A 22,714-nucleotide genomic window follows, 5' to 3' on the forward strand; every position below is an offset into this window, starting at 1 on the left:
GATTGGAACGCGGCGTGCGCGAGGAGAATTCGGACACGTCGGAGACCGTCGGTGCGTGCGTCCGCGGGCGAAGGCGTGCGCCGACGCAGCGGAGCCGGCCGCGATTCGAATCCGTATTGGCTACCAGGACGACATAGCTCATGATGCCCACCTCCCCCGCCGCCGCCACGATCGAACAGGCGCTGGCACACCATCAGGCCGACCGGCTGGAAGAGGCCGAGACGCTGTACCGGCAGATCCTCGACACCGATCCCCGGCACGCGGACGCGCTTCACCTGCTCGGCCTGATCGGCCATCGGTACGGGCGCTATCAGGAGGCATCCGACCTGATCATGGCGGCGATCGAGATCAGGCCGGACGCGATGTACTACTACAACCTCGGCAACGTCATGCAGGCGGACAATCGTCACGCCGCCGCCGCCGAGTGCTTCCGTCTCGCAATCGAGCTGCGGCCCGACTACGTCGATGCGTACAACAACCTCGGCAACGCGCTGCGGCTCGCCGGCGACGCCCGCGCGGCCGTCGATGCGTTCTGCCACGCGATCTCGCTGAAGCCGGACAACGGCCAGGCCTACAACAACCTTGCGAATGCGCTGTTCGACGTGAACGAGATTCCGGCCGCGCTCGAGGCTTACCGGCACGCGGTGGCGCTGCGCCCCGAGCTGCCGGAGCCGCGCAGCAACCTGCTGTTCGCGAGCCACTGCAGCGAAGCGTTCGACCACGACGCCTATCTCGCCGAGGCCGCGCGCTACGACGAAGTCGTCACGCGCTGCGCGACGCCGTGGACGGACTGGCTCGTCGACCTGACCCCGCGCGCCGGGCGGCCGCTCAAGGTCGGCATCGTGTCTGGCGACCTGAAGGCGCATCCGGTCGGCTATTTCATCGAGAGCATGCTCGAGCATCTCGACGCGAACCGGATCGAGATGCATGCGTACCCGACGCGCGACGTCGAGGACGACGTGACCGCCCGCATCAAGCCGGCCTTCGCGACGTGGACCTGCATTGCCGGCCTGAGCGACGAAGCGGCGGCCGCGCGCATCCGTGCGGACCGCATCGACGTGCTGCTCGACGCGGCGGGCCACACGGTCTACAACCGCCTGCCGCTGTTCGCGTGGAAGCCGGCGCCGCTGCAGGCGAGCTGGCCCGGTTATTTCGCGAGCACCGGCGTGCGCGCGATCGACTACGTGATCGGCGACCGTCACGTGCTGCCGCCCGCCGAGGCCGCGCATTTCACCGAGCGGCCGTGGCATCTGCCGGACAGCTATCTGTGCTTCACGCCGCCGGCCGAGCCTGTCGACGTCGGCGCGCTGCCGATGCTCGCGAACGGCCATCCGACCTTCGGCTATTTCGGCAAGCTCGCGAAGATCACCGCTCACGTCGTCGCGGTCTGGTCGCGCGTGCTGCAATCGGTCGCGGGCGCGAAGCTGTTCGTGAAGGCGGAGCATCTCGACGATCCGCGCGAGCAGCAGGCGCTTGCCGCGCGCTTCGCGGCGCACGGCATCGATGCGCGGCGCCTGATCCTCGAAGGCCGCTCGCCGCGCGCCGAATACCTGGCCGCGTACCGGCGCGTCGACCTGATGCTGAGCCCGTTCCCGTATCCGGGCGGCACGACGACCGCCGAAGCGCTGTGGATGGGCGTGCCCGTTCTTTGCCGGCGCGGCGAGCGCTTCCTGTCGCACATCGCCGAGAGCCTGCTGCATTCGGCGCGGCTGCCCGAGTGGATCGCGGACGACGACGACGCGTATGTCGCGAAGGCCGTCGTGCAGGTCGGCCAGCCCGCCGGGCTGGCGGCGCTGCGCACGACGCTGCGCGCGCAGGTGCTCGCGTCGCCGCTGTGCGACGCGCCCCGCTTCGCGCGCCACTTCGAGGACGCACTGCACGGCATGTGGGCGCAGCACGTCGAAGCCGCGGCGGGCGCATCCGTGTGAGGCCGCGCACGACGTGACGTGCGGGGTCATTTCCACGCGGCGGCAAGCGGAACATGGCGCCCGTCGCGCTGAACGCCGCGCCGGCCGGCGTGATCGGCGTTCCGACCGGCGGCGCGTGCGCGACGCCGTCGTCGGGATGGCGCGCGACGGGATGGCGGCGCCGGCCGTGACGATCGGGCACGGCGGCAGGCTGATCGACTTCGGACGCGCACCGCATCCCTATTGAGCAGAGCAGACGAGATGGACGGAACAGGACAGGCATTGCAGGCGGCGCTCACGCATCATCAGGCGGGGCGTCTCGCGGAAGCGAAGACGCTGTACGACGCGATCCTCACCGCGCAGCCGGGCCAGCCGGACGCGCTGCATTTCCTCGGGCTGCTGGCGTGCCAGTTGAAGCAGTACGACGCGGGGCTCGCACTGATGGAGCAATCGCTCGTCGAGCGGCCGGACGCGTCGTACTTCAACAATCTGGGCAACATGCTGCGCGAAAGCGGGCGGCTCGACGACGCCATCGCGCACTATCGGCGCGCGGTGGCGCTGCGGCCGGACTATCCGGAAGCGCACAACAACCTTGGCAACGCGTTGCGCGACGCACGCGAACCGACGGCCGCGATGCGGAGCTGCGCGCGCGCGATCGAGCTGCGCCCCGGTTACGCGCAGGCGTACAACAACCTCGGCAACGCGCTGCAGGATCTGGGCGACCTCGACGGCGCCGCCACGCATTACGGCCGCGCGATCGAGCTGGACGCGTCGATGGCGATGGCCCACGCGAACCTGAGCGCCGTGCGTCACAAGCAATTGCGCTGCGCGGAGGCGCTCGCGCACGCGCTGGACGCGATCCGGCTCGCGCCGAACCTCGGCGACGCACACAACCACGCGGGCAACGCGTACCACGGACTGAACCGGCTCGACGACGCGCAAGCGTGCCATCGCACGGCGGTCGCGCTGAATCCGGCGGACGCCGGCGCGTGCCACAACCTGTCCGTCGTGCTGCTGAAGCTGCAGCGGCTCGACGAGGCGCTTGTGTATTGCCGGCAGGCGTTGCAGGCCGGCCCGCCGGCCGTGTTGATGCACGTCAATCTCGGCGACATCCTGCGCGCGCAGGGCAACGTCGATGCCGCGGTCCACGCGTATCGCGATGCGCTTGCGCTGGTGCGCGACGACGCCGACGACGTCGCGGCGACCGTGCTGAACCGGCTGCTGTTCAGCGCGGCGGCGTCCGCTTGCGTGAACCCCGCCGACTATCTGGCCGACGCGCGGCGCTACGGCCGGCACGTGGCCGCGCGTTCGACGCGCCATGTGCACGATCCGCGCGAGCGGGCCGCGCGCGCGCAAGGGCGGCCGCTGCGCGTCGGCTTCGTGTCCGGCGACCTGCGCCTGCACCCGGTCGGGATCTTCCTGGAAAGCGTGCTTGCGCACCTCGAGCGCACGCGCATCGACCTGCGCGTGTACGTGACCACGGACGACGAGGACGCGATCACCGCGAAACTGAAGCCGCACGCGAACGGCTGGCGCTCGATTGCCGCGCTGGGTCCGGAGGCGGCCGCGCGGATGATTCACGACGACGAGATCGACGTCCTCGTCGACCTCGCGGGCCATACGCAGTCGAGCGGGCTTCCCGTGTTCGGCTGGAAACCCGCGCCGGTGCAGGCGAGCTGGCTCGGCTTCTTCGCGTCGACCGGCTGCGACGCGATCGACTACTTCATCGGCGACCGCTATACGCTGCCGGATGCCGAAGCGCATCACTTCGTCGAGAAGCCGTGGCGGCTGCCGGACAGCTTCCTGTGCTTCACGCCGCCGGCCTGCGACGTCGAGGTCGGCCCGCTGCCGATGGCGGCGAGCGGCCATCCGACGTTCGGCTGCTTCGGCCAGCTCGTGAAGATCGGCGACGACGTCGTGCGCGCGTGGTCGCGCATCCTGCACACGCTGCCGGACGCGCGGCTGCTGCTCAAGGCGCACGAGCTCGGCCGCGACGGCGTGCGCGATGCGACCGTCGCGCGCTTCGCGCGGCATGGCATCGACGCGGACCGGCTGATCCTCGAGGGCGGTTCGCCGCGCGCGGAATACTTCGGCGCATACAACCGCATCGACGTCGCGCTGAGCCCGTTCCCGTATCCGGGCGGCACGACCACGGCCGAAGCGCTGTGGATGGGCGTGCCGGTGCTCGGGATGAAGGGCAGCCGGTTCGTCACGCACATTTGCGAAAGCGTGCTGCACGCGGCGGGCATGGGCGAATGGGTCGCTGACGGCGAGGACGCCTATGTCGCGAAGGCGATCGCGGCGATGCGCGATCGCGAGCAGCTCGCGGCGCTGCGCGCCGGGCTGCGCGCGCAGCTGCTCGCATCGCCGTTGTGCGACGCGCGCCGGTTCGCCGCGCATCTCGAAGCGGCGTTCGTCGCCATGTGGCAACGCTATACGAACTCGGAGCAGGAAGCATGAACGATATCCACGACACGCTGCAGTCCGCGCTGGCGCATCATCAGGCGGGGCGTCTCGCGGAAGCGAAGACGCTGTACGACGCGATCCTCACCGCGCGGCCGGGCCAGCCGGATGCGCTGCATTTCCTCGGGCTGCTGGCGTGCCAGTTGAAGCAGTACGACGCAGGGCTCGCGCTGATGGAGCAATCGCTCGTCGAGCGGCCGGACGCGTCGTACTTCAACAATCTGGGCAACATGCTGCGCGAAAGCGGGCGGCTCGACGACGCCATCGCGCACTATCGGCGCGCGGTGGCGCTGCGGCCGGACTATCCGGAAGCGCACAACAACCTCGGCAACGCGTTGCGCGACGCGCGCGAACCGACGGCCGCGATGCAGAGCTGCGCGCGCGCGATCGAGCTGCGCCCCGGCTACGCGCAGGCGTACAACAACCTCGGCAACGCGCTGCAGGATCTGGGCGAGCACGAGGCGGCGGCGGCGAGCTACGCCAAGGCGGTCGCGCACCAGCCGCAATACGCGGAGGCGTACTGCAATCTCGGCAACGCGCTGCATGCGCAGGAGAAATTCGACGAGGCCGCGGATGCCTATCGTCGCGCCATCGCGCTGCAACCGGGCTTGCGCGTCGCGCACCAGGGGTTGAGCGCGACGCTGCGCGCGGCAGGCGATCTGCGGGGGGCGGTCGACCATGCGCGCGAGGGACTCGATCCGGGCGACGCGGACGCGCACTGCGTACTGGCAAGGCTGCTGCAGCGCATCGGCGATTTCGACAAGGCGCTCGAACTGCTCGAGCAGGCGATCGCGATCGACCCCGCGCATGCACGGGCATGGGCATGGCTCGGCGATTTGCGCAACCAGCAGGGCGAATACGGGCAGGCGGTGCAGGTGTGCCGGCACGCGATCGAGCTTGATCCCGAACTGGCCGACGCATACAACTTCCTTGGCTTCGCGTATCACAACCTCAACTTGCTGGCCGCCGCGGAGTTGAGCCACCGGCATGCGATCGACCTGAACCCGGACGATGCCGACGCACATCACAACCTCGCCGCCGCGCTGTTTCGGCTCGAGAAGCTCGACGAGGCGATGAAGCATACCGAGATCGCGCGGAAGCTCGGCATCGATCCGCTGAAGGTGCAGATGACGCTCGGCGACATCCTGTGGGCGAAAGGGGATCTCGCCGGCGCGCTGGATGCGTTCCGCTCGGCGATCCGGCACGACCTGCATCGCGCGTACTCGCGGATGCTGTTCAACATGTCGAGTTCGCCCGCGTTCGAGCCGCAGGAGTGGGTCGCCGAAGCGCGCCGCTACGGCGAGCATCTCGAGCGCGACGCGCGTCCGTTCGAGCACGACCGCGCACAGCGCGTCGCGCAGGCGCGGGGGCGCCCGCTGCGCGTCGGCTTCGTGTCGGGCGACCTGCGGCAGCACCCGGTCGGCATCTTCCTTGAAAGCGTGCTCGCGCGGATCGACCGGTCGCGCATCGAGCCGCATGCCTATGTGACGTTCGTCGGCGAGGACGATGTGACCGCGCGGCTCAGGCCGAACTTCGCGAGCTGGAAGAAGGTGGTCAGTCTGGGCCGCGAGGAGGCCGCGCAACTGATTCGCGACGACGGCATCGACATCCTGATCGACATGGCGGGCCATACCAACTGGAGCGGCCTGCCGATCTTCGGGCACAAGCCCGCGCCGGTGCAGGCGAGCTGGCTGGGTTTCTTCGCGACGACCGGGTGCCGGGCGATCGACTATTTCATCGGCGATGCGTATACGCTGCCGGCCGACGAGGCGCATCACTTCACCGAACGGCCGTGGCGACTGCCGGACAGCTACCTGTGCTTCACGCCGCCGCCGTACGACGTCGCGGTCGGCCCGCTGCCGATGGCGGCTCACGGCGGCGTCACGTTCGGCTGCTTCGGCAAGCTGATCAAGATCAGCGACGCGGTCGTCGCGCTGTGGTCGCGCATCCTGCACGCGCTGCCGGACGCGCGGCTGCTGCTGAAGGCGCATGAGCTCGGCGCCGGCGACGTGAACCAGGCGACGCTCGACCGCTTCGCGCGGCACGGCATCGGCGCGGACCGGCTGATCCTCGAAGGCGGCTCGCCGCGTGCGGAATACTTCGCCGCATACAACCGCATCGACATCGCGCTGAGCCCGTTTCCGTACCCGGGCGGCACGACGACCGCCGAAGCGCTGTGGATGGGCGTGCCGGTGCTCGGGATGAAGGGCAGCCGGTTCGTCACGCACATTTGCGAGAGCCTGCTGCACGCGGCGGGCATGGGCGAATGGATCGCGGAAGACGAGGCGGCGTACCTCGCGAAGGCCGTCGCGTTCGCGCGCGACCGCGACGGGCTGGCGACGCTGCGTACAACGCTGCGCGAGCGCGCGCTGGCGTCGCCGCTGTGCGATGCGTCGCGCTTCGCACGCAACCTCGAGGACGCGCTGCACGGCATGTGGGCCCGCTACGCCGGCGGCGACACGGCGCCCCGGGACGCGTGACGAGCGGGATCGCGCCGCGGCGGGAAGCCGCGCTCGCGCATCGTCGGGCCGGCCGCCCGGGATGATCGAGGCGGCCGTCGGGCGGGCGACGCGGGCGTGGCCGGCGCGATCCGGCTCGCACGCCCGCCTGCAGGCGAAAAAAAAAGCCGCATTGAAGCGGCTCGACGGTACGGCGACGACGGACCGCTCGACTGGCGGCGTCTTTTAATTCGAAATGCGCGGCGGGCGAGACGCCCGGCCGGTCACAGCATGCCGGCTTTCTGGTACTGGCTCGCGGCCTTGATCCGCTCCTGGGACTGCGCAAATTCCGCGGCGAGGCGGTCACGGTCGGTCTGCGCATGCTCCGTGATCGACGCGTCGATGGCCATGATCTGCCGCACGCGGTCCAGCGCGTCTGGCGTCTGCTCGCCGGACAGGTTCATCAGCAGCGGCGAGCGTTCGTCGGCGAGGGCCGCGACGCGCACCCAGTCGCGTGCGTCGGCCGCCGACTGCATGGCACGGGTCAGGTCGAAGGCGCGGGACAGGGTGTCGTTCGTCATGGTTCGGCTCCGAAGGGGCGGTGCGGCCAAGGCTTACTTGTTGTTGGCCAGCGCGCCGGCGCTGTTCTGGCCGCCGAACAGCTGGGTCAGGTAACGGGTGTTGTTCGCCATCGTCGCCATCAGCGTGTTCAGCGCGGTGAACTGCGCATTGTATTGCTTGGTCAACTGGTCCGAGTAGCTCTGCAGCTGCGTCGCCTGGGCCTGCACGCTCTTCAGGTCGGCGTTGATCGCGTTGGTGCGCTGGTCGATCAGGCCGGACGTCTGCGTGTACGAGTTGATGTTCGCATTGAGCGCCTGGGCGATGCCATTCGTCTGGTTGAAGATCGCCGCCACCGCGGAGCCGTTCGACTTGAGCGCGGTGGTCAGCGCGGCGGTGTCGACCGACATCGCGCCGGTCGAGTCCACGTTGATGCCGATGCTGCCGAGCGCATAGGTCGTGCCGCCCGTCGTGACGCCGCTGCTGAGCGTCGTCGCGAGCGTGCTCCTGATCGTGTTCAACATCGCGTCGCCGAGCAGCGGGCCGGCGGTCTTCGCCGTCGGGTCGTAGCTCGACAGCGATTTCGCGGTAGTCACGAAGTTGGTATACGCGGTCGCGAAATTGTTGATCGCGGTCGTCGCCGCGGCCGTGTCCTGCGACAGCGTGATGGTTTGCGTCGTGCCGACAGCGGCCTGCGACAGCGCCAGCGTGACGCCCGTCAGCGCGCCCGACACGTTGTTCGACGCGCTCGACACCGGCGTGCCGTCGATCGTCAACTGCGCGTCGGCGGCCGGCGTGACCGTCGTGTACCCCGACGTCAGTTTCGAGTTGACGCCCGTGCCCGTGATCGAGATCGTGTTGGCTGCACCGGTGAGGTTCGACTGCATCACGAGATGCTGGCCGTCCGAACCGGTGATGACCGATGCGGTGACGCCGGCATTGCCGGACGCGGAGTTGATCGACGACGCGATGTCGGACAGCGACGCGCCGGCCGCCACGTTGACGTTGAACGCGGGGTTGCTGCCGAACGTGATGCTCAGCGAGCCGGCCGAGATCGTGTCCGCCGCCGTCACGCCGGCCGACGACAGCTTGTTGGCGGTCGCGAGCTGCGTGACATTCACCGAATACGAACCGGCCACCGCGCCGCTGCCGCTCTTGATCGACGTCGCGATGCCCGTGCCGCTCGCCGTCGCGGCCAGGCTGCTGAGCGTGGTGCCGTTCGAGAGGCCGGTGAGCGCGGTCTGCAGCGCGGACAGCGCACCCTTCAGTTGGCCGATGGCGGACAGCTGCGTATTGTCGTTCGTCTGCCGGGTCTGCAGGGTCTGCAATTGCCCGGCCGTCTTCGCGTTCACCAGTGTCGTGACGAGCGTGTTGACGTCGAGCGACGAATTGGTCGCGCCGCTGATGATCGATTGACCTGCATTCGCCAGGATGGTGCTGATGTCCGTGCTGCTGACGGGGGTCGTGGTGGCCATGCCGTTGCTCCGGTCGTCCGCGCAGTCGACGTGCGCGATGCGGCGGGGCGCCGCGGTTCAATGCAAAGAGGGAGGCGCGCCTCCCTGGAGAATTCTGATCAGGGCGGTTGCGGCGGAGTCGCATCGAGTGCCGATGGCGACGCCGCCGTGCCCGGAGGCGGACGGGCACGTGGCCCGCCGCGGGTGCTGCTCGATTAGCCGAGGAGCTTCAGGACTTGCTGCGGCAGCGAGTTCGCTTGCGCCAGAACCGAGATACCGGCTTGTTGCAGCACTTGCGCCTTGCTCAGGTTCGCCGTTTCCGTCGCGAAGTCCGCGTCGGTGATCTGCGAGCGAGCCGCGGTCATGTTGGTTGCCTGGGTTTGCGTCGTCGAGATCGCAGCCTGGAACGTGTTCTGTGCTGCGCCGAGCGTTGCCTGGAACGTGTTGACTTGCTTCAGTGCCGCGTCGATCGCCGTGATCGCCGATTGCGCGCCCGACTGGGTGGCGACGCTCAGGGTGTTCACGCTCATGCCCGTGCTGTTCCAGTTCGCCGTGCCGAAGTCGACGGTCACGACCTGGTTCGCTGCTGCGCCGATCTGGAACGTGACGCTGCCGGCGCCGCCCAGGATGGTCTGGCTGTTGAACGTCGTTTGCGATGCGACACGGTCGATTTCGCTGAGACGCGTCGACACTTCAGCTTGCAGGTTCGCGCGAGCGCCCGAATCCAGCGAGCCGTCGCCCGCTTGTTGCGCCAGCGTACGGATACGCTGCAGGTTGTCGACCGTCGATTGCAGCGCGCCGTTGGCGGTCTGGATCATCGAGATGCCGTTGTTCGCGTTTGCAACACCTTGCGTCAGCGCATTGATTGCCGCCGTTTGCGACGTCGAGATCGCCAGGCCTGCTGCATCGTCGGCAGCGGTGTTGATGCGCTTGCCCGACGACAGGCGGTTGATTGCTTGCGACAGTGCGCTTTGCGAGCCCGACAGATTCGTCTGCGTCGTCAGCGAAAGGATGTTGGTGTTGATGTTCAGCATTTGCTTCCTCGTTTTGGAAAATGCCTGGGATACAGACAGGTTCTGATTTCGGCGTTGCGCTTTATCGCGACTGGCGCTGCCCGCCTTTCCTGGTTGACGGCGGCACCCGGCGAAAACTTTAGAGGGATGCGCAAGGAAATTCGGGACCGAAGGGGCGGTTCGCCGCGACGTCCTCGCCCGGCATGGCCCGCAGCGATTCCCGGCCGACCGCGCGCCGGCCTCGCGGGGCGGCGTGCGCGGCCGCGTTGCACGGCGCGACGAGCCGGGATCAACAAAAGGATGGTTTTGTCTGTGATTTCCTGCTATGATGGCGGGCTGAATTGAGATTTCTGTCACGCCTTTGCCGTTTTCGGCATGTCTGCTGGCAGTCAAACGCGGCGCTGCACGCGGTTGTGAAGCGTACTCGCGGTGCTTTCCGCCTCTCTTTTCCGGCCTCCGAGGCCGTATTTCCGCTCGTTTCGCCTGTTGTGGGAACGCTCGGATGGCCGGTGCGTGGCGCTTGGCCGCTACGTTTTTGACCGTTTAAGCAATTTAGGAACGACATGACGACGATTCTTCTGAAAGAAAACGAGCCGTTCGAAGTGGCGATTCGCCGCTTTCGTCGCGCTATCGAAAAAAATGGCCTGATCGCTGAACTGCGTGAGCGCCAGTCTTACGAAAAGCCGACCGCAGTCCGCAAGCGCAAGAAGGCAGCAGCCGTCAAGCGTCTGCACAAGCGCCTGCGCAGCCAGATGCTGCCGAAGAAGCTCCACTAAGCGCTTCTGACGGTTCGCCGCGAAACGGCGGAGTGTGCCTCGAAAGAGGCCGCTCCGCCGTTTTGCTTTTGCCGGTCGGGAAAATCCCGAGGCCGGGGCGGTGAGGTTCCGCCCCGGCCGCTGCCGACGCGCGGCGGCGGGCGGGCCGTGCGGCTGCCCGCCGCGGCGTTCAGAAGTCGATCTTCGCGCTCAGGCTGACCGTGCGCGGGTCGCCCGGCTTCACGTAGTCCGCGTACTGGTACTCCCAGTAACGACGGTTCAGCACGTTGTCGATCGATGCGCGCAACGTCACGTCGTGGCGGCCGACCCGCGTCAGGTAGCGCGCGCCCGCGTTGACGACGAGAAAGCCCGGCGCGTCGAGGCCGCCGGCCGCCCGCAGCGGCGTCGCGCCGGTGAATTTCGCGTCGACGCCGAGTGTCAGCCCCGGCACGCCAGGCACCGCATAGCCGACTTCACCGGCGAGCACGAAGCGCGGCGCGCCGGCAACCCGGTTGCCGTTGTTGCCGATCCCGTTCGCGTACCACGCGTCGAGCAGCATCGCGTCGAAGCCTGCATTCCAGTGCGCGCCGAATCGCGCGCGCGCGCCGACCTCGATCCCTTGAATGATCGATTCGCCATCCTGCACGTAGACGTTCGCGGCATTCGCGTATTCGGCGCTGCGCTCGATCCGGAACAGCGCGGCCGTCGCGCTCCAGCGCGCGTGCTCGCTCTTGATCCCGAGCTCGTACTGCTTGCTGCGCAGCGGCTTGAGTACCTCGCCCGCGTTCGCATAGACGTCGTTGACGCGGCTGCCGGGCTCGAGCGATTCGGCGTAGCTCGCGTACGCGGTGGTGGTCGGCGCGAGCTTGAACATCACCGCGAAGGTCGGCGTCACCACGCCGTTCTGGCGATAGCCGGGATCCTCGGCGCCGTTCGCCTGAAACGAGCGCTGCTCGTAGTTCATGTAACGCACGCCGGCGAGCACCGACCAGCGCTCGGTCAGCTGCACGGTATCGCTCGCGAACAGCGATTTCTGCACGATCTCGCTCGTGCGGTACTGGACGAAGCCGTGCGGGCTCTCGTAGCGGTACGGGTTCGGCGCGTAGAGATTGCCGGCGCCGAGCGGCACGAACACGCTGTTCGCCGAATAGTCGTTCGCCTGCTTCTGCCACGACGCGCCGAGCACGATCTGGTGGCTGAACGGGCCCGTGCGCACCTTGCCCTCGACCATCGCGCGCCACTGGCTGAAGCGGTGATCCTCCATGCCGACGTAGCGGCTGTCGGTGTAGTTGCCGGCCGCGTCCTGCAGGTACAGCGTGCTTTCGTTGCGTCGGCGCGTCGCCTTGCTGTAGCTGTACGCGACGTCGAGCTGCCAGTCGGGCGCGAGCTGGTATTGCAGCCCGGCCGTGTAGAGCTGCAGGTTCGTGTTCAGGTACTGGTCCTTGCCGCCCAGGTTCGTCGACCCGCCGCTGATCGTGGCGGGCAGTGCGCCGCCCGGATAGCTGCCGGTGAAGATCGACGGCGTCTGGCCGGTCGTGCGGCGGTCCTGGTACAGCGCGCCGAACGACACGGAGAGGTCGCGCGTCAGGTTCGCCTGCAGCGCGAGCGACACGCTGTCGCGGCGGATGTTGCCGTCGTTGTACGTCTTGCCTTCCTCGTGCGTCGCATTCAGCCGCGCGCCGAACATGTTGCCGGGCCCGAAGCGCTGGCCGAGATCGACATGTTCGGTCCACACGTTGGTGCTGCGGTAGCCGATGTCGACGCTGCGCACCGGTTCGGCGCCCGGCTGCTTCGTCACGTAGTTGACGACGCCGCCCGGCGTCACGAAGCCGTACAGGAAGCCGCCGAGCCCCTTCAGCAGCTCGACGCGCTCGAGCTGCTCGTAAGGCATCGTGATGCCGTACGTGACGAACGGCAGCCCGTCGATCTTGTAGCCGTTCTGCCAGTCGAGCTGCATGCCGCGCACGGTCAGGTAGCTGGCCCACGCGCTGTACGCGCCGCTGTTGTCGGACACCGACGCGTCGTTCGCGAACACGTCGCCGAGCTTGTATGGCTGACGCGCCTCGAGCTCTTCCGACGTGACGATCGTGGTCGAGAACGGCGTGTCGAGCTGCCGGCGTGTGCCGAGCGCACCGGTCGAGATCGTGTCGGTCAAGTGTTGCGGCGAATCGTGCGCGGCCGTGATGTTGAGGGCAGGCAGCAGCGCGGCGTCGCCCGGCGAATCGTCCGCATGCGCGAGCGAGGCGGCAAGGCAGGCGAGGGCGGCGACGACGCGGCGTGGACGGACGGGAGGGCGGGCAAGGCTGACGGTCATGGCGAGCGAGTAAAAATGCGAGTAAGAATCATTCGCATTGCGTTAAAATGTCGCGCATCGTATCAAAACCCGCCGAACGCGCAACAATTCCATGCCGCGCACAAGGGCATCCGGCCTCGTCCGACTGGGCCGGATGGCCGTTGCGCGGTGCCCGACCTGAAATGAACCGCATCCCGTCGAATCGGGGCCGCCGCTCGTGCCGGCCCGCTTTCCTTTCGCTGCGCACGCGATGAATGCGCTCCTGCGACCGTTGCTCGTGCGCCTGCACCGCTGGTTCGGGCTCGCCATCGCGCTGTTCCTGTTCGTCGCGGGGCTCACCGGCGCGCTGATCGCGTGGGACCACGAGCTCGACGCGGCGCTGAACCCGGATTTCTATACCGCGCGCAGCGGCGCGGCGCCGCTTGCGCCGCTCGAACTCGCGGCGCGCATCGAGGCGGCCGACCCGCGCGTGCAGGTGACCTATCTGCCGCTCGCGGTCGAACCGGGGCACACGCTGCAGGCGGGCGTGACGCCGCGTACCGATCCGGCGACCGGCCAGCCGTACGCGCTCGGTTTCAGCCAGATCGCCGTCGATCCCGCGACCGGCGCGGTGCAGGGCCGCCGCGAATGGGGCGCGCCGTCGCTCGCGCGGCTCGACCTGATGCCGTTCATCTACCGGCTGCACTACTCGCTGTTCCTGCCCGTGTACGGCGGGATCAACTTCGGGTTCTGGGTGATGGGCGTCGTCGGCATCGTGTGGGCGATCGACAGCCTGATCGCGCTGGTGCTCGCATTTCCGAACCCGAAAAGCTGGCGCAAGTCGTTCGCGTTCCGCGTGCGGCGCGGCGGCTATCCGCTCGTGTTCGACCTGCATCGCTCGGGGGGCGTGTGGGTGTGGGGGCTGCTGCTGGTCGTCGCGGTCACGTCGATCTCGATGAACCTTGCCGTTCCGGTCGTGCGCCCGCTGGTCTCGCTCGTTTCGCCGCTCGCGGAAACGCCGTATACGAATCCCGAGCATTTCCCGCCGGCCGCGCCGGGCAGCCAGGTGCTGCCGCGCGAGCGGATCGTCGAGATCGCGCGCTCGGCCGGACGCGACGCGGGCCTCGCCGCGCCGCCGGGCGCGCTGTTGTTCGCGCCGGCGATGAACGCCTATGCGGTCGGTTTCTTCACGCCGGGCAACGACCATGGCGACGTCGGGCTCGGCAATGCGTGGCTGTACTGGAATGCGGTGACCGGCAAGCCCGTGGCGGCTCAGGTGCCCGGCCGCGGTTCAGCCGGCGACCTGTTCATGCAGGCGCAGTTTCCGCTGCACTCGGGGCGGATCGCCGGTGTCGCCGGACGGGTCGCCGTGAGCGTGCTCGGCATCGTGATCGCGATGCTGAGCGTGACGGGCGTCTGCATCTGGGTGAAGAAGCGCAGCGCGCGCGTGCGGGCTGCGCGGAGCGCGCGGCCGGTCGTGCCGGCGTCGTCGCGGGCGGCGCGGTAAGGAGCGAGCGGCAAGGGCCAAGCGGTAATGGCCGAGCGGCAAGGGCCAAGCGTCAAGCAGTACGCGGACGGTGCAACCGACGCGGGCCAGCGGCGCGGCGCCTGCGCCCAGCGTGTGCCTGCGCCGTCAGCCCGCCTTGCGCCGGCGTGCCGGCTGCTTGCCGCCGAGCGCCGCACATTGCGCATGGCACGGGCAGCCGGCTTCGTGATCGTTGACCATGCCGGTCGCCTGCATCAGCGCGTAGCAGATCGTCGAGCCGACGAACTTGCAGCCGTACGCCTTCAGCGCCTTGCTGAGCGCGTCGGACTGCTCGGTCGAGGCGGGCGCGTCGCGGTACGACTGCCACGCATTCTGGATCGGCGTGCCGCCGACGAACGACCACAGGAACGCGGCGAGCGACCCGTGCTCTTCGCGGATGCGCTGCACCGCCCGCGCGTTGGTCACCGCCGATTCGACCTTCGCGCGGTTGCGCACGATGCCCGGGTTCTCCAGCAATTTCTCGATGTGCCGGGGCGTGAAGCGCGCGACGGCGTCGACGTCGAAATCGGCGAACGCCTCGCGATAGCCCGCGCGCTTGTTCAGGATCGTCGACCACGACAGCCCGGCCTGCGCGCCTTCCAGGATCAGCATTTCGAACAGGTGGCGATCGTCGTGCGACGGCACGCCCCACTCGGTATCGTGATAGTGAGCGTCCGCTTCCGTCTTCACCCAGTTGCACCGCTGCGACATCGTCTGCCTCGTTTTCAGTGTCGATTCGATCGCGCCAGCATAGCGGAAGCCCTTTTGGCGGGATAGCCGGCCGAACGGCAGATGGGCGCGCGGCGCCGATCCGGTTAAGCTTGGCGCCTGTTCGAATCAGCGGGATGAAGGCATGGCGGCATTACTTTTTGCGATCGGCATCGACGGCGGCGGCACGGGCACGCGCGCGGTGCTGGCCGACCGGGCGGGGCGCGAGCTCGCGCAGGGGCGCGGCGGCCCGTCGGGGCTCGGGCTCGGCATCGAGCGGGCATGGGCGTCGATCGGCGCGGCCTGCGCGGACGCGTTCACGCAGGCCGGTCTCGCGTTCGACTGGTCGCAGTGCGCGCTCGGCTGCGGGCTCGCCGGCGTCAACAACGCGGCGTGGCTCGCCGCGTTCCGCGCGCAGGCGCCGCTTGGCGCACTGGCGATCGAGAGCGACGCGTACACGACCGTCGTCGGCGCGCATGGCGGCGCGCCCGGGCTCATCGTCGCGCTCGGCACCGGCAGCATCGCGGCGGCGCTCGATGCGGCCGGCGCGTGCCGGATCGCGGGCGGCTTCGGCTTTCCGTCCGGCGACGAGGCGAGCGGCGCGTGGCTCGGCGTGCGTGCGCTCGCCTACGCGCAACAGGCGCTCGACGGCCGCGTGCCGCGCGACGCGTTCGCCACGGCGCTCCTCGCGGAAACGGGCACGCAGGATCGCGACGCGCTGGTCCAGTGGTCGTGCGACGCGAACCAGACGATCTACGCGCGTCTCGCGCCCGTCGTGTTCGCGCATCGCACGCATCCGGTCGCGCGCGCGCTGATCGCGCAGGCCGGCGACGAGATCGGCAAGATGATCGACGCGCTCGATCCTCAGCAGGCGCTGCCGGTCGCATTGTGCGGCGGGCTGGCTGACGCGCTCGCGCCGGCGGTGCCGGCGCGGCACGCCGCACGGCTGCGCGCGCCGCTCGACGATTCGGCGCATGGCGCGCTGCGGCTCGCGCTCCAGGCGTTGCGGGCGGCGGAGGGCGGCTAAGGTGAACGGCTAAGGCGAGCGCCTAAGGTGAGCGACTAAGGTGAGCGGCTAAGGCGAGCGGCTAAGGCGAGCGGCTAAGGCGAGCGGCTAAGGCGAGCGGCTAAGGCGAACGGGGCGCGCGGCGGATGCCGCGCTGCCGCAGCCCGCATCAGCCCCGCACCAGCCCCGCACCAGCCCCGCACCAGCCCCGCACCAGCCCAACACCAGCCCAACACCAGCCCAACACCAGCCCAACACCAGCCCAACACCAGCCCAACACCAGCCCAACACCAGCCCAGCACCAGCCCAGCACCAGCCCAGCACCAGCCCAGCACCAGCCCGCAGCAGCCCGCAGCAGCCCCCAGGCCCCGCGTGCCCGGCAACGACCCGGCGCGCTGCCGGGTACGACGTTAAAATGGCGCTTCCTCCGTGCCGCGCGCGCCACTCTCCCGCCCCATGTACAAAGTCATCGCCACCGATCTCGACGGCACGCTGCTGAACAGCGACCACCAGCTCGACCCGTACACGATCGACACCGTTCGCCGGCTCGACCGCGACGGCGTGCAATTCGTGATCGCCACGGGGCGCCACTATGCGGACGTCGCCGGCATTCGCGACGTGCTCGGCATCCGGCCGTACCTGATCACGTCGAACGGTGCGCGCGTGCATGCGCCGGACGACACGACGATCCACGCGCAGGACGTCGACGCGGCGATCGTTCGCCGCCTCGTGCACCCCGAAGTCGCCGGCGCGCACGGCCGCGTGATCGTCAACCTGTTTACCAACGACGGCTGGCTGATCGACCGCGAAGCGCCGCACCTGCTCGAATTCCATCAGGATTCGGGCTTCCGGTACGAGGTGATCGACATGGCCGCGCATGACGGCGCCGCTATCGCGAAGGTGCTGTATATCGGCGAACCGGCCGATCTGGCGGTCGTCGCCGAGCAGATGCGCGTGCAGTTCGGCGATGCGCTGTACGTCACGTACTCGCTGCCCGACTGCCTCGAGGTGATGACCGCGAACGTGTCGAAGGGGCGCGCGCTGCGCACGGTGCTCGCGCGGCTCGGCGTCGATGCCGGCCACTGCATCGCGTTCGGCGACAACATGAACGACATCGACCTGCTCGAAACCGCCGGTCATGCGTTCATGATGAACAACGCGAATCCCGACCTGATCGCGCGGTTGCCTCACATTCCGCGGATCGGCAACAACTTCGACGCGGGCGTCGCCCGCCACCTGCGCACGCTGTTCTCGCTCGAAGACGACGTCGTCGCGTCCTGAGCGCCGGCCCCGTGCGCGTTTGCCGCGTGGAAATGAAAAACGGGCGCCAGGGGCGCCCGTTGAAATTGCCTGCCTCGATGTTCTTCGACAGCGTGAGGCTCGCTGCTCTGCTCGCTTGACCCCGTAGTGTTTATTCGCTTGTGCGAGCTGATGCGGGCAGCAGGTCGACGGCGTCGTCACGCCCGGCGACCAGCGGATAGATGATTCCGGCGAGCACCGCGCCGATCAGCGGCGCGACCCAGAACAGCCAGAGCTGACCGATCGCGTCGCCGCCCACGAACAGCGCCGGGCCGGTCGAGCGCGCCGGGTTCACCGACGTGTTGGTGACGGGAATCGAGATCAGGTGAATCAGCGTCAGGCACAGCCCGATCGCGATCGGCGCGAAGCCGGCCGGCACGCCGCGCTTGTCGGTCGCGCCGAGGATCACGAACAGGAAGAAGCCCGTCATCACGACTTCGCAGATGAACGACGCGGCGAGCGAGTAGTGGCCGGGCGAGCGATCGCCGAAGCCGTTCGTCGCAAAGCCGCTGCCGACCACGTCGAAACCCGGCTTGCCGGTTGCGATCAGGTACAGCACGAACGCGCCGAGCGTGGCGCCCACCACTTGCGCGACGATGTACGGTGCGAGATCGCGCGCCGGAAAGCGGCCGGCGACCGTCAGGCCGACGCTCACCGCCGGGTTCAGGTGGCAACCGGAGATGTGGCCGATCGCGAAGGCCATCGTCAGCACGGTCAGGCCGAACGCGAGTGCGACGCCGGCAAAGCCGATGCCGAGGCCCGGAAAGGCGGCGGCCAGCACGGCGCTTCCGCACCCGCCGAGCACCAGCCAGAACGTGCCGAATACCTCTGCAGCGAGACGCTGAGAAAGATTCATGTAGGGACCTCGTTCGAGTGGGTTGAAGACCCGGGGCGACGCAACGGATTTATTCGGTCGTCCGGAATTGGTCTGGATTATAGGAAATGAATCGGGCCCGGGAGGGTAAACGATTGTTAAATTTGAATGGCTGACGAATGCCTTTTATTAGAATAAGTCCGCATTCTCGATATAGGCGATTCGGTTAAAGATGGCAGCATTAATTTCGAAGGGCAGGGCGGCAGTGCGGATGACGTAACGGATGTTGGTGTCCCGGCCGGATTCGCCGGGGCCGCATCATCGAAAAGGGGAGTCGAAAAATGTCTCAATACGCGAAACTCAAGGCGCAGATCGCCGATCTGCAGGCTCAGGCGGACGACGTGCGCCGCCAGGAAGTGGCGGCGGTGATTGCCGAAGTCCAGCAGAAGATTGCGGAATATGGGCTGACCGCCCAGGATCTGGGCTTCGCGGAGCGGGCGAAGCGCGGGCGCCCGCCGAAGAAGGCGCCGCTGCCGCCGAAATACCGTGATCCGAAGTCCGGTGCAACCTGGAGCGGGCGTGGCAAGCCGCCGAATTGGATCGTCGGGAAAAACCGCGATCGTTTCCTGATCGAATGACCGCAAGCCAAATAGAAAGAGCCGCATCGTCGATGCGGCTCTTTCGTTTTACGCGCCGATTTCGGCGCGGTTTTTACCGCGCATTTCCCGGCGGATTTCCGTGTCAGGCGCCCGCAACCCGGCGCAATGCCGGCTGCTTGGCCGCCGCGCAAAGCGATTCGTAGGTTTCGACGTAACGCCGCGCCATCGCCTTCGCGCTGAAGCGCGTGTCGAACCGTTCGCGGATCGCGGTGCGCGACAGGCTGTCGATCCGGTGCAGCGCGCCGACCGCGCCCTGCACGTCCTCGACGATGAAGCCGGTCACGCCGTCCTCGATCACTTCCGGCACCGAGCCGCGGTTGAACGCGACGACCGGCGTGCCGCAGGCCATCGCCTCGATCATCACCAGGCCGAACGGCTCCGGCCAGTCGATCGGGAACAGCAGCGCCTTCGCACCGGACAGGAACGCGGGCTTTTGCGCTTCGTTGATCTCGCCGATGAATTCGACGTGCGCTTGGTCGAGCAGCGGCTCGATCACTTCCTTGAAGTAGTCGGCGTCGGCCTTGTCGACCTTCGCGGCGATCTTCAGCGGCAGCCCGCTTTGCGCGGCGATGCGGATCGCGGTGTCGACACGCTTTTCGGGACAGATCCGGCCGAGGAACGCGAGGTATTCGGGCTTCACGTCCGGCTGCGGCGTGAGCAGCGTGTCGGGCAGCCCGTGGTACACGGTGCCGGCCCACGCGGCCTGCGGCAGCGGCTTGCGCTGGTTGTTCGAGATCGACACGACCGGCGAATCGGGGAACGCGTCGAACACCGGCTGCAGCTCCGGCAGGTCGAGGCGGCCGTGCAGCGTCGTCACGTACGGCGTGTCGAGGCGCGACATCAGCGGGAACGGCAGGTAATCGAGGTGGAAGTGCAGCACGTCGAATTCGTGCGCGACCCGGGCGACCTGCTCGAGGAGCCGCATATGGGGCGCCATCGAGTCGCGGACCGACGGGTCGAGCCGCAGCGCGCGCGGCCACGCCGCCTCGAGACGGGCCGACGTGACGGAGTCGCCGCTGGCGAACAGCGTCACGTCATGGCCGAGTTCGACGAGCGCCTCGGTGAGATAGGACACAACCCGCTCGGTGCCGCCGTAGAGTTTCGGCGGGACGGCTTCGTAAAGCGGCGCGATCTGGGCAATTCGCATGGATGTTCTCCAGTGTCGATCCGGGGGCGCGATGGCGCCGATGGGGATCCCGTACAAGGTGGCGGAACTCGCCGACGCACGCGCTTCGCGGTACGTGGCCGGGCCCTGGGCGGGTGCGGGGGGCGCCGGACGGCAAGCTGCGGGGCGGGCCGGCACGGCTCGCGCCGCCGCCCATTGGAGTCCATTATCGATATCGCCCTGAGGGGTTCGAGTGTTTTTTCAAACACTTAAGGCTTGTTACACGATGAAATACGCGAAAACCCCGAGAAAAAGGGCACGGAATCCTGAACCGAGATAGCCTCGACTATTGTTGCGCTATCGTGAAAAACCACTATAATTTTTACCGATCCGATTGCCGGCGGCCCTGCCGGCGAGCCTTCCGCCACCGGCGCCGCGGGCATCGGTCTCCTCGCAACCGAATCCGCGTTGCAACCCGTTTTTCCAATAGCGCCTTTCAATCGGCCTTGTCAGAAAAATTCCTACACGGTTTACAGACAAATCCTGCATGGCATACGCCACTTCGCTGATACCGACATAAATCCCGTTTGGCCAAAATTCGCCCTGTAAGACTATAAACGAGCCGACTGAGCGCCTGGTGCGCACTGATCGAGCAAACGTTTTCATAACATGAATGGCCAAAGCAACGCTCTTTAACGGGGGAATCATGGGCACCACCAGCGAAATGCTCAGTGAGATCAAAGAGGTCAACCTGTCGTACCTCCTCCTCGCGCAACGACTGCTGCGGGAAGACAAGGCGATGGGTATGTTCCGCATGGGCATTTCTCAGGAACTCGCCGACGTGCTCGCCAACCTCACGCTCGCGCAGACCGTGAAGCTGGCCGCGTCCAACCAGATGCTGTGCCGCTTCCGCTTCGATGATCACGCGCTGCTGTCGTCGCTCGCCGACAAGGGCCGCAGCGATGTCGTCGCGCACGCCCACTCGGCCATCCTGATGGCCGGGCAGCAGGTCGAAGGCGTCCGCTGATCCATTCCGCCTTGCGTTCGTCCCGGCGCGCCGCGCCGGCCGGCAGCGTATTGGCCATTCATTCGAACAACGTCAAGCGGACGGTTATCACCATGGCAAGCAAAAGCGTCGTGATCGAGGTGAAGGAAATCACCCTCGCCATCGAACTGATCGAACTGGGCGCCCGGCTGCAGCTGCTGGAGGCGGAGACGAGCCTGTCGCGGGACCGTCTGATCAAGCTGTACAAGGAACTGAAGGGCGTGTCGCCGCCGAAGGGGATGCTGCCGTTCTCGACCGACTGGTTCATGACGTGGCAGCCGAACATCCACTCGTCGCTGTTCTACAACATCTACCGGTTCATGCAGGACCACGGCCGCTGCGAGCCGATCCAGTCGATCGTGAAGGCGTACCGGCTCTACCTGGAGCACGTGAACCTGTCCGGCGACGAGGCCGCGCTGAGCCTCACGCGGGCATGGACGCTGGTGCGCTTCTTCGATTCTGGGATGCTGCAGATGACGCCGTGCACGCGCTGCGGCGGCCATTTCGTCGCGCATGCGCATGATCCGCATCAAGGTTTCGTGTGCGGCCTGTGCCAGCCGCCGTCGCGCGCCGGCAAGACGCGCAAGGCCGCCGCCGCGCGCGCCGAACTGGCCGCCGCCCTGGCCTGAGCGCCGCGCCGGGCAACGCCGGGCGGGGCGCGAGCGTCGCACGGGCGGCGCCCGCGGGCCGCGCGAATCGTCCGCGCACTGCTGGTAAACACCGTCGGGCCGCCGCCGGGCGGCCGCGAAAGTTTTCCTGCCGACTGCCGTAAACCTGTTTAACGGCGGTCTTCCCGCCGGTCTTTCGTGAGGGACAGGCAGTGCTGATTATCGTGGGAACACTCGTGACGCTGTTGTCGGTCTTCGGCGGTTATGCGCTGGCGGGCGGACATCTGGGCGCCTTGATCCAGCCCATCGAGGTCCTGATGATCGTGGGCGCCGGCGTCGGCGCGTTCATCCTCGGCAACGGCGGCAAGACCATCAAGGCCACGCTGCGCGTGCTGCCGACGCTCTTCAAGGGCTCGAAATACACGAAGGACGTCTATATGGAGCTGATGGCGCTTCTTTACGTGCTGCTCGCGAAGGCACGCAAGGAAGGCACGCTGACGCTCGAGGCCGACATCGACGATCCGGAAAAGAGCCCGATCTTCACGCAATACCCGAAGATCCTCGCCGATCACCACATCGTCGAATTCCTGACCGACTACCTGCGCCTGATGGTGGGCGGCAACATGAACGCGTTCGAGATCGAGAGCCTGATGGACGAGGAGATCGAGACGCACCACACGGAAGGCGAAGGCCCGGCGCATGCGCTGATGCGCGTCGGCGACGCGATGCCGGCGTTCGGGATCGTCGCGGCCGTGATGGGCGTCGTCCACACGATGGCCTCGGCCGACAAGCCGCCCGCGGTGCTCGGCGCGATGATCGCGCAGGCGCTGGTCGGCACGTTCCTCGGGATCCTGCTGTCGTACGGGCTGATCGGGCCGCTCGCGAGCCTCGCGGAGCAGCGCGTGGCCGAGTCGACCAAGATGTTCCAGTGCATCAAGGTGACGATCCTCGCGACGCTGAACGGCTATGCGCCGGCGATCGCGGTCGAGTTCGGCCGCAAGGTGCTGTTCTCGACCGAGCGCCCGTCGTTCTCGGAGCTCGAAGAGCACGTGCGACGCGTGAAGGCGAAGTGAGGCGGAGCGACC

Annotated in this window: 19 protein-coding genes; 11 read left to right on the plus strand and 8 right to left on the minus strand. The window is 67.8% G+C overall.

The features are described 5' to 3' along the window. Nucleotides 1–140 precede the first annotated feature (140 nt). The 3 genes from C5F75_RS00775 (at nucleotide 141) to C5F75_RS00785 (ending at nucleotide 6,850) form a co-directional block, all read left to right on the plus strand. On the plus strand, nucleotides 141–1,928 hold the full coding sequence (locus C5F75_RS00775) for an O-linked N-acetylglucosamine transferase, SPINDLY family protein (protein ID WP_059580644.1): 1,788 nt from the start codon (nucleotides 141–143) through the stop codon (nucleotides 1,926–1,928). Between the two features lie 240 nt (nucleotides 1,929–2,168). Next, nucleotides 2,169–4,367 (plus strand): O-linked N-acetylglucosamine transferase family protein, encoded by a 2,199-nt coding sequence (locus C5F75_RS00780; RefSeq protein WP_059580645.1) that lies wholly within the window; start codon nucleotides 2,169–2,171, stop codon nucleotides 4,365–4,367. After that, complete coding sequence (locus C5F75_RS00785; RefSeq protein ID WP_059580647.1) at nucleotides 4,364–6,850, plus strand: tetratricopeptide repeat protein; 2,487 nt, start codon at nucleotides 4,364–4,366, stop codon at nucleotides 6,848–6,850. Before C5F75_RS00780 ends, C5F75_RS00785 begins: the two co-directional genes overlap by 4 nt. Before the next feature lie 242 nt (nucleotides 6,851–7,092). On the opposite strand, the gene C5F75_RS00790 is transcribed toward C5F75_RS00785, so the two are convergent. The 3 genes from C5F75_RS00790 to C5F75_RS00800 form a co-directional block, all read right to left on the minus strand. After that, nucleotides 7,093–7,389 (minus strand): flagellar protein FliT, encoded by a 297-nt coding sequence (locus C5F75_RS00790; protein ID WP_059580649.1) that lies wholly within the window; start codon nucleotides 7,387–7,389, stop codon nucleotides 7,093–7,095. A gap of 33 nt (nucleotides 7,390–7,422) precedes the next feature. Further along, the gene (gene fliD, locus C5F75_RS00795) at nucleotides 7,423–8,841 is read right to left on the minus strand and encodes a flagellar filament capping protein FliD (RefSeq protein WP_059580652.1); all 1,419 of its coding nucleotides are present in this window, start codon (nucleotides 8,839–8,841) and stop codon (nucleotides 7,423–7,425) included. Nucleotides 8,842–9,035: 194 nt separating this feature from the next. Then, entirely contained in the window at nucleotides 9,036–9,854 is an 819-nt protein-coding gene (locus C5F75_RS00800; RefSeq protein ID WP_059580654.1) for a flagellin domain-containing protein, read from the minus strand. Nucleotides 9,855–10,396: 542 nt separating this feature from the next. Here C5F75_RS00800 and rpsU point away from each other — a divergent pair. Beyond that, nucleotides 10,397–10,609 (plus strand): 30S ribosomal protein S21, encoded by a 213-nt coding sequence (gene rpsU, locus C5F75_RS00805; RefSeq protein ID WP_006401410.1) that lies wholly within the window; start codon nucleotides 10,397–10,399, stop codon nucleotides 10,607–10,609. A gap of 169 nt (nucleotides 10,610–10,778) precedes the next feature. Here rpsU and C5F75_RS00810 read toward each other — a convergent pair whose 3' ends face one another. Then, a complete protein-coding gene (locus C5F75_RS00810) occupies nucleotides 10,779–12,902 on the minus strand; it encodes a TonB-dependent siderophore receptor (RefSeq protein WP_059580657.1) in 2,124 nt (707 codons plus the stop codon). Nucleotides 12,903–13,131: 229 nt separating this feature from the next. On the opposite strand from C5F75_RS00810, the gene C5F75_RS00820 reads away from it, so the two are divergent. Next, complete coding sequence (locus C5F75_RS00820; RefSeq protein WP_059580661.1) at nucleotides 13,132–14,367, plus strand: PepSY-associated TM helix domain-containing protein; 1,236 nt, start codon at nucleotides 13,132–13,134, stop codon at nucleotides 14,365–14,367. Nucleotides 14,368–14,493: 126 nt separating this feature from the next. Here C5F75_RS00820 and C5F75_RS00825 read toward each other — a convergent pair whose 3' ends face one another. Beyond that, nucleotides 14,494–15,096: a DNA-3-methyladenine glycosylase I gene (locus C5F75_RS00825; protein ID WP_059580665.1), complete on the minus strand. Its 603-nt coding sequence runs from the start codon at nucleotides 15,094–15,096 to the stop codon at nucleotides 14,494–14,496. A 142-nt stretch (nucleotides 15,097–15,238) separates the two neighbouring features. Here C5F75_RS00825 and C5F75_RS00830 point away from each other — a divergent pair, with 142 nt between their 5' ends. Together C5F75_RS00830 and C5F75_RS00835 are read left to right on the plus strand one after the other, a co-directional pair. Continuing rightward, the gene (locus tag C5F75_RS00830; RefSeq protein ID WP_059580666.1) at nucleotides 15,239–16,120 is read left to right on the plus strand and encodes a BadF/BadG/BcrA/BcrD ATPase family protein; all 882 of its coding nucleotides are present in this window, start codon (nucleotides 15,239–15,241) and stop codon (nucleotides 16,118–16,120) included. A 435-nt stretch (nucleotides 16,121–16,555) separates the two neighbouring features. Beyond that, complete coding sequence (locus C5F75_RS00835) at nucleotides 16,556–17,380, plus strand: Cof-type HAD-IIB family hydrolase (RefSeq protein WP_104011771.1); 825 nt, start codon at nucleotides 16,556–16,558, stop codon at nucleotides 17,378–17,380. Between the two features lie 130 nt (nucleotides 17,381–17,510). Here C5F75_RS00835 and aqpZ read toward each other — a convergent pair whose 3' ends face one another. After that, entirely contained in the window at nucleotides 17,511–18,254 is a 744-nt protein-coding gene (aqpZ, locus tag C5F75_RS00840; RefSeq protein ID WP_006489324.1) for an aquaporin Z, read from the minus strand. A 299-nt stretch (nucleotides 18,255–18,553) separates the two neighbouring features. Between aqpZ and C5F75_RS00845 the strand changes: the two genes are divergently transcribed. Beyond that, nucleotides 18,554–18,850 (plus strand): H-NS histone family protein, encoded by a 297-nt coding sequence (locus C5F75_RS00845; RefSeq protein ID WP_021162849.1) that lies wholly within the window; start codon nucleotides 18,554–18,556, stop codon nucleotides 18,848–18,850. A gap of 103 nt (nucleotides 18,851–18,953) precedes the next feature. Here the strand turns inward: C5F75_RS00845 and C5F75_RS00850 are convergent, their stop codons facing one another. Next, the gene (locus C5F75_RS00850; protein ID WP_059578080.1) at nucleotides 18,954–20,018 is read right to left on the minus strand and encodes a glycosyltransferase family 4 protein; all 1,065 of its coding nucleotides are present in this window, start codon (nucleotides 20,016–20,018) and stop codon (nucleotides 18,954–18,956) included. A 315-nt stretch (nucleotides 20,019–20,333) separates the two neighbouring features. After that, the gene (locus C5F75_RS36630; protein ID WP_181035347.1) at nucleotides 20,334–20,684 is read right to left on the minus strand and encodes a hypothetical protein; all 351 of its coding nucleotides are present in this window, start codon (nucleotides 20,682–20,684) and stop codon (nucleotides 20,334–20,336) included. On the opposite strand from C5F75_RS36630, the gene flhD reads away from it, so the two are divergent. The 3 genes from flhD to motA all read left to right on the plus strand — a co-directional run bounded on the left by flhD (nucleotide 20,683) and on the right by motA (nucleotide 22,702). Further along, a complete protein-coding gene (flhD, locus tag C5F75_RS00860) occupies nucleotides 20,683–21,003 on the plus strand; it encodes a flagellar transcriptional regulator FlhD (protein ID WP_059578082.1) in 321 nt (106 codons plus the stop codon). The genes C5F75_RS36630 and flhD overlap by 2 nt on opposite strands. A gap of 92 nt (nucleotides 21,004–21,095) precedes the next feature. Continuing rightward, a complete protein-coding gene (gene flhC, locus C5F75_RS00865; protein ID WP_059578085.1) occupies nucleotides 21,096–21,650 on the plus strand; it encodes a flagellar transcriptional regulator FlhC in 555 nt (184 codons plus the stop codon). A 191-nt stretch (nucleotides 21,651–21,841) separates the two neighbouring features. Then, entirely contained in the window at nucleotides 21,842–22,702 is an 861-nt protein-coding gene (gene motA / locus C5F75_RS00870; RefSeq protein ID WP_059578087.1) for a flagellar motor stator protein MotA, read from the plus strand. Nucleotides 22,703–22,714: the final 12 nt, after the last annotated feature.

The sequence above is a fragment of the Burkholderia anthinoferrum genome (assembly GCF_002925705.1).
Lineage (GTDB): Bacteria > Pseudomonadota > Gammaproteobacteria > Burkholderiales > Burkholderiaceae > Burkholderia > Burkholderia semiarida.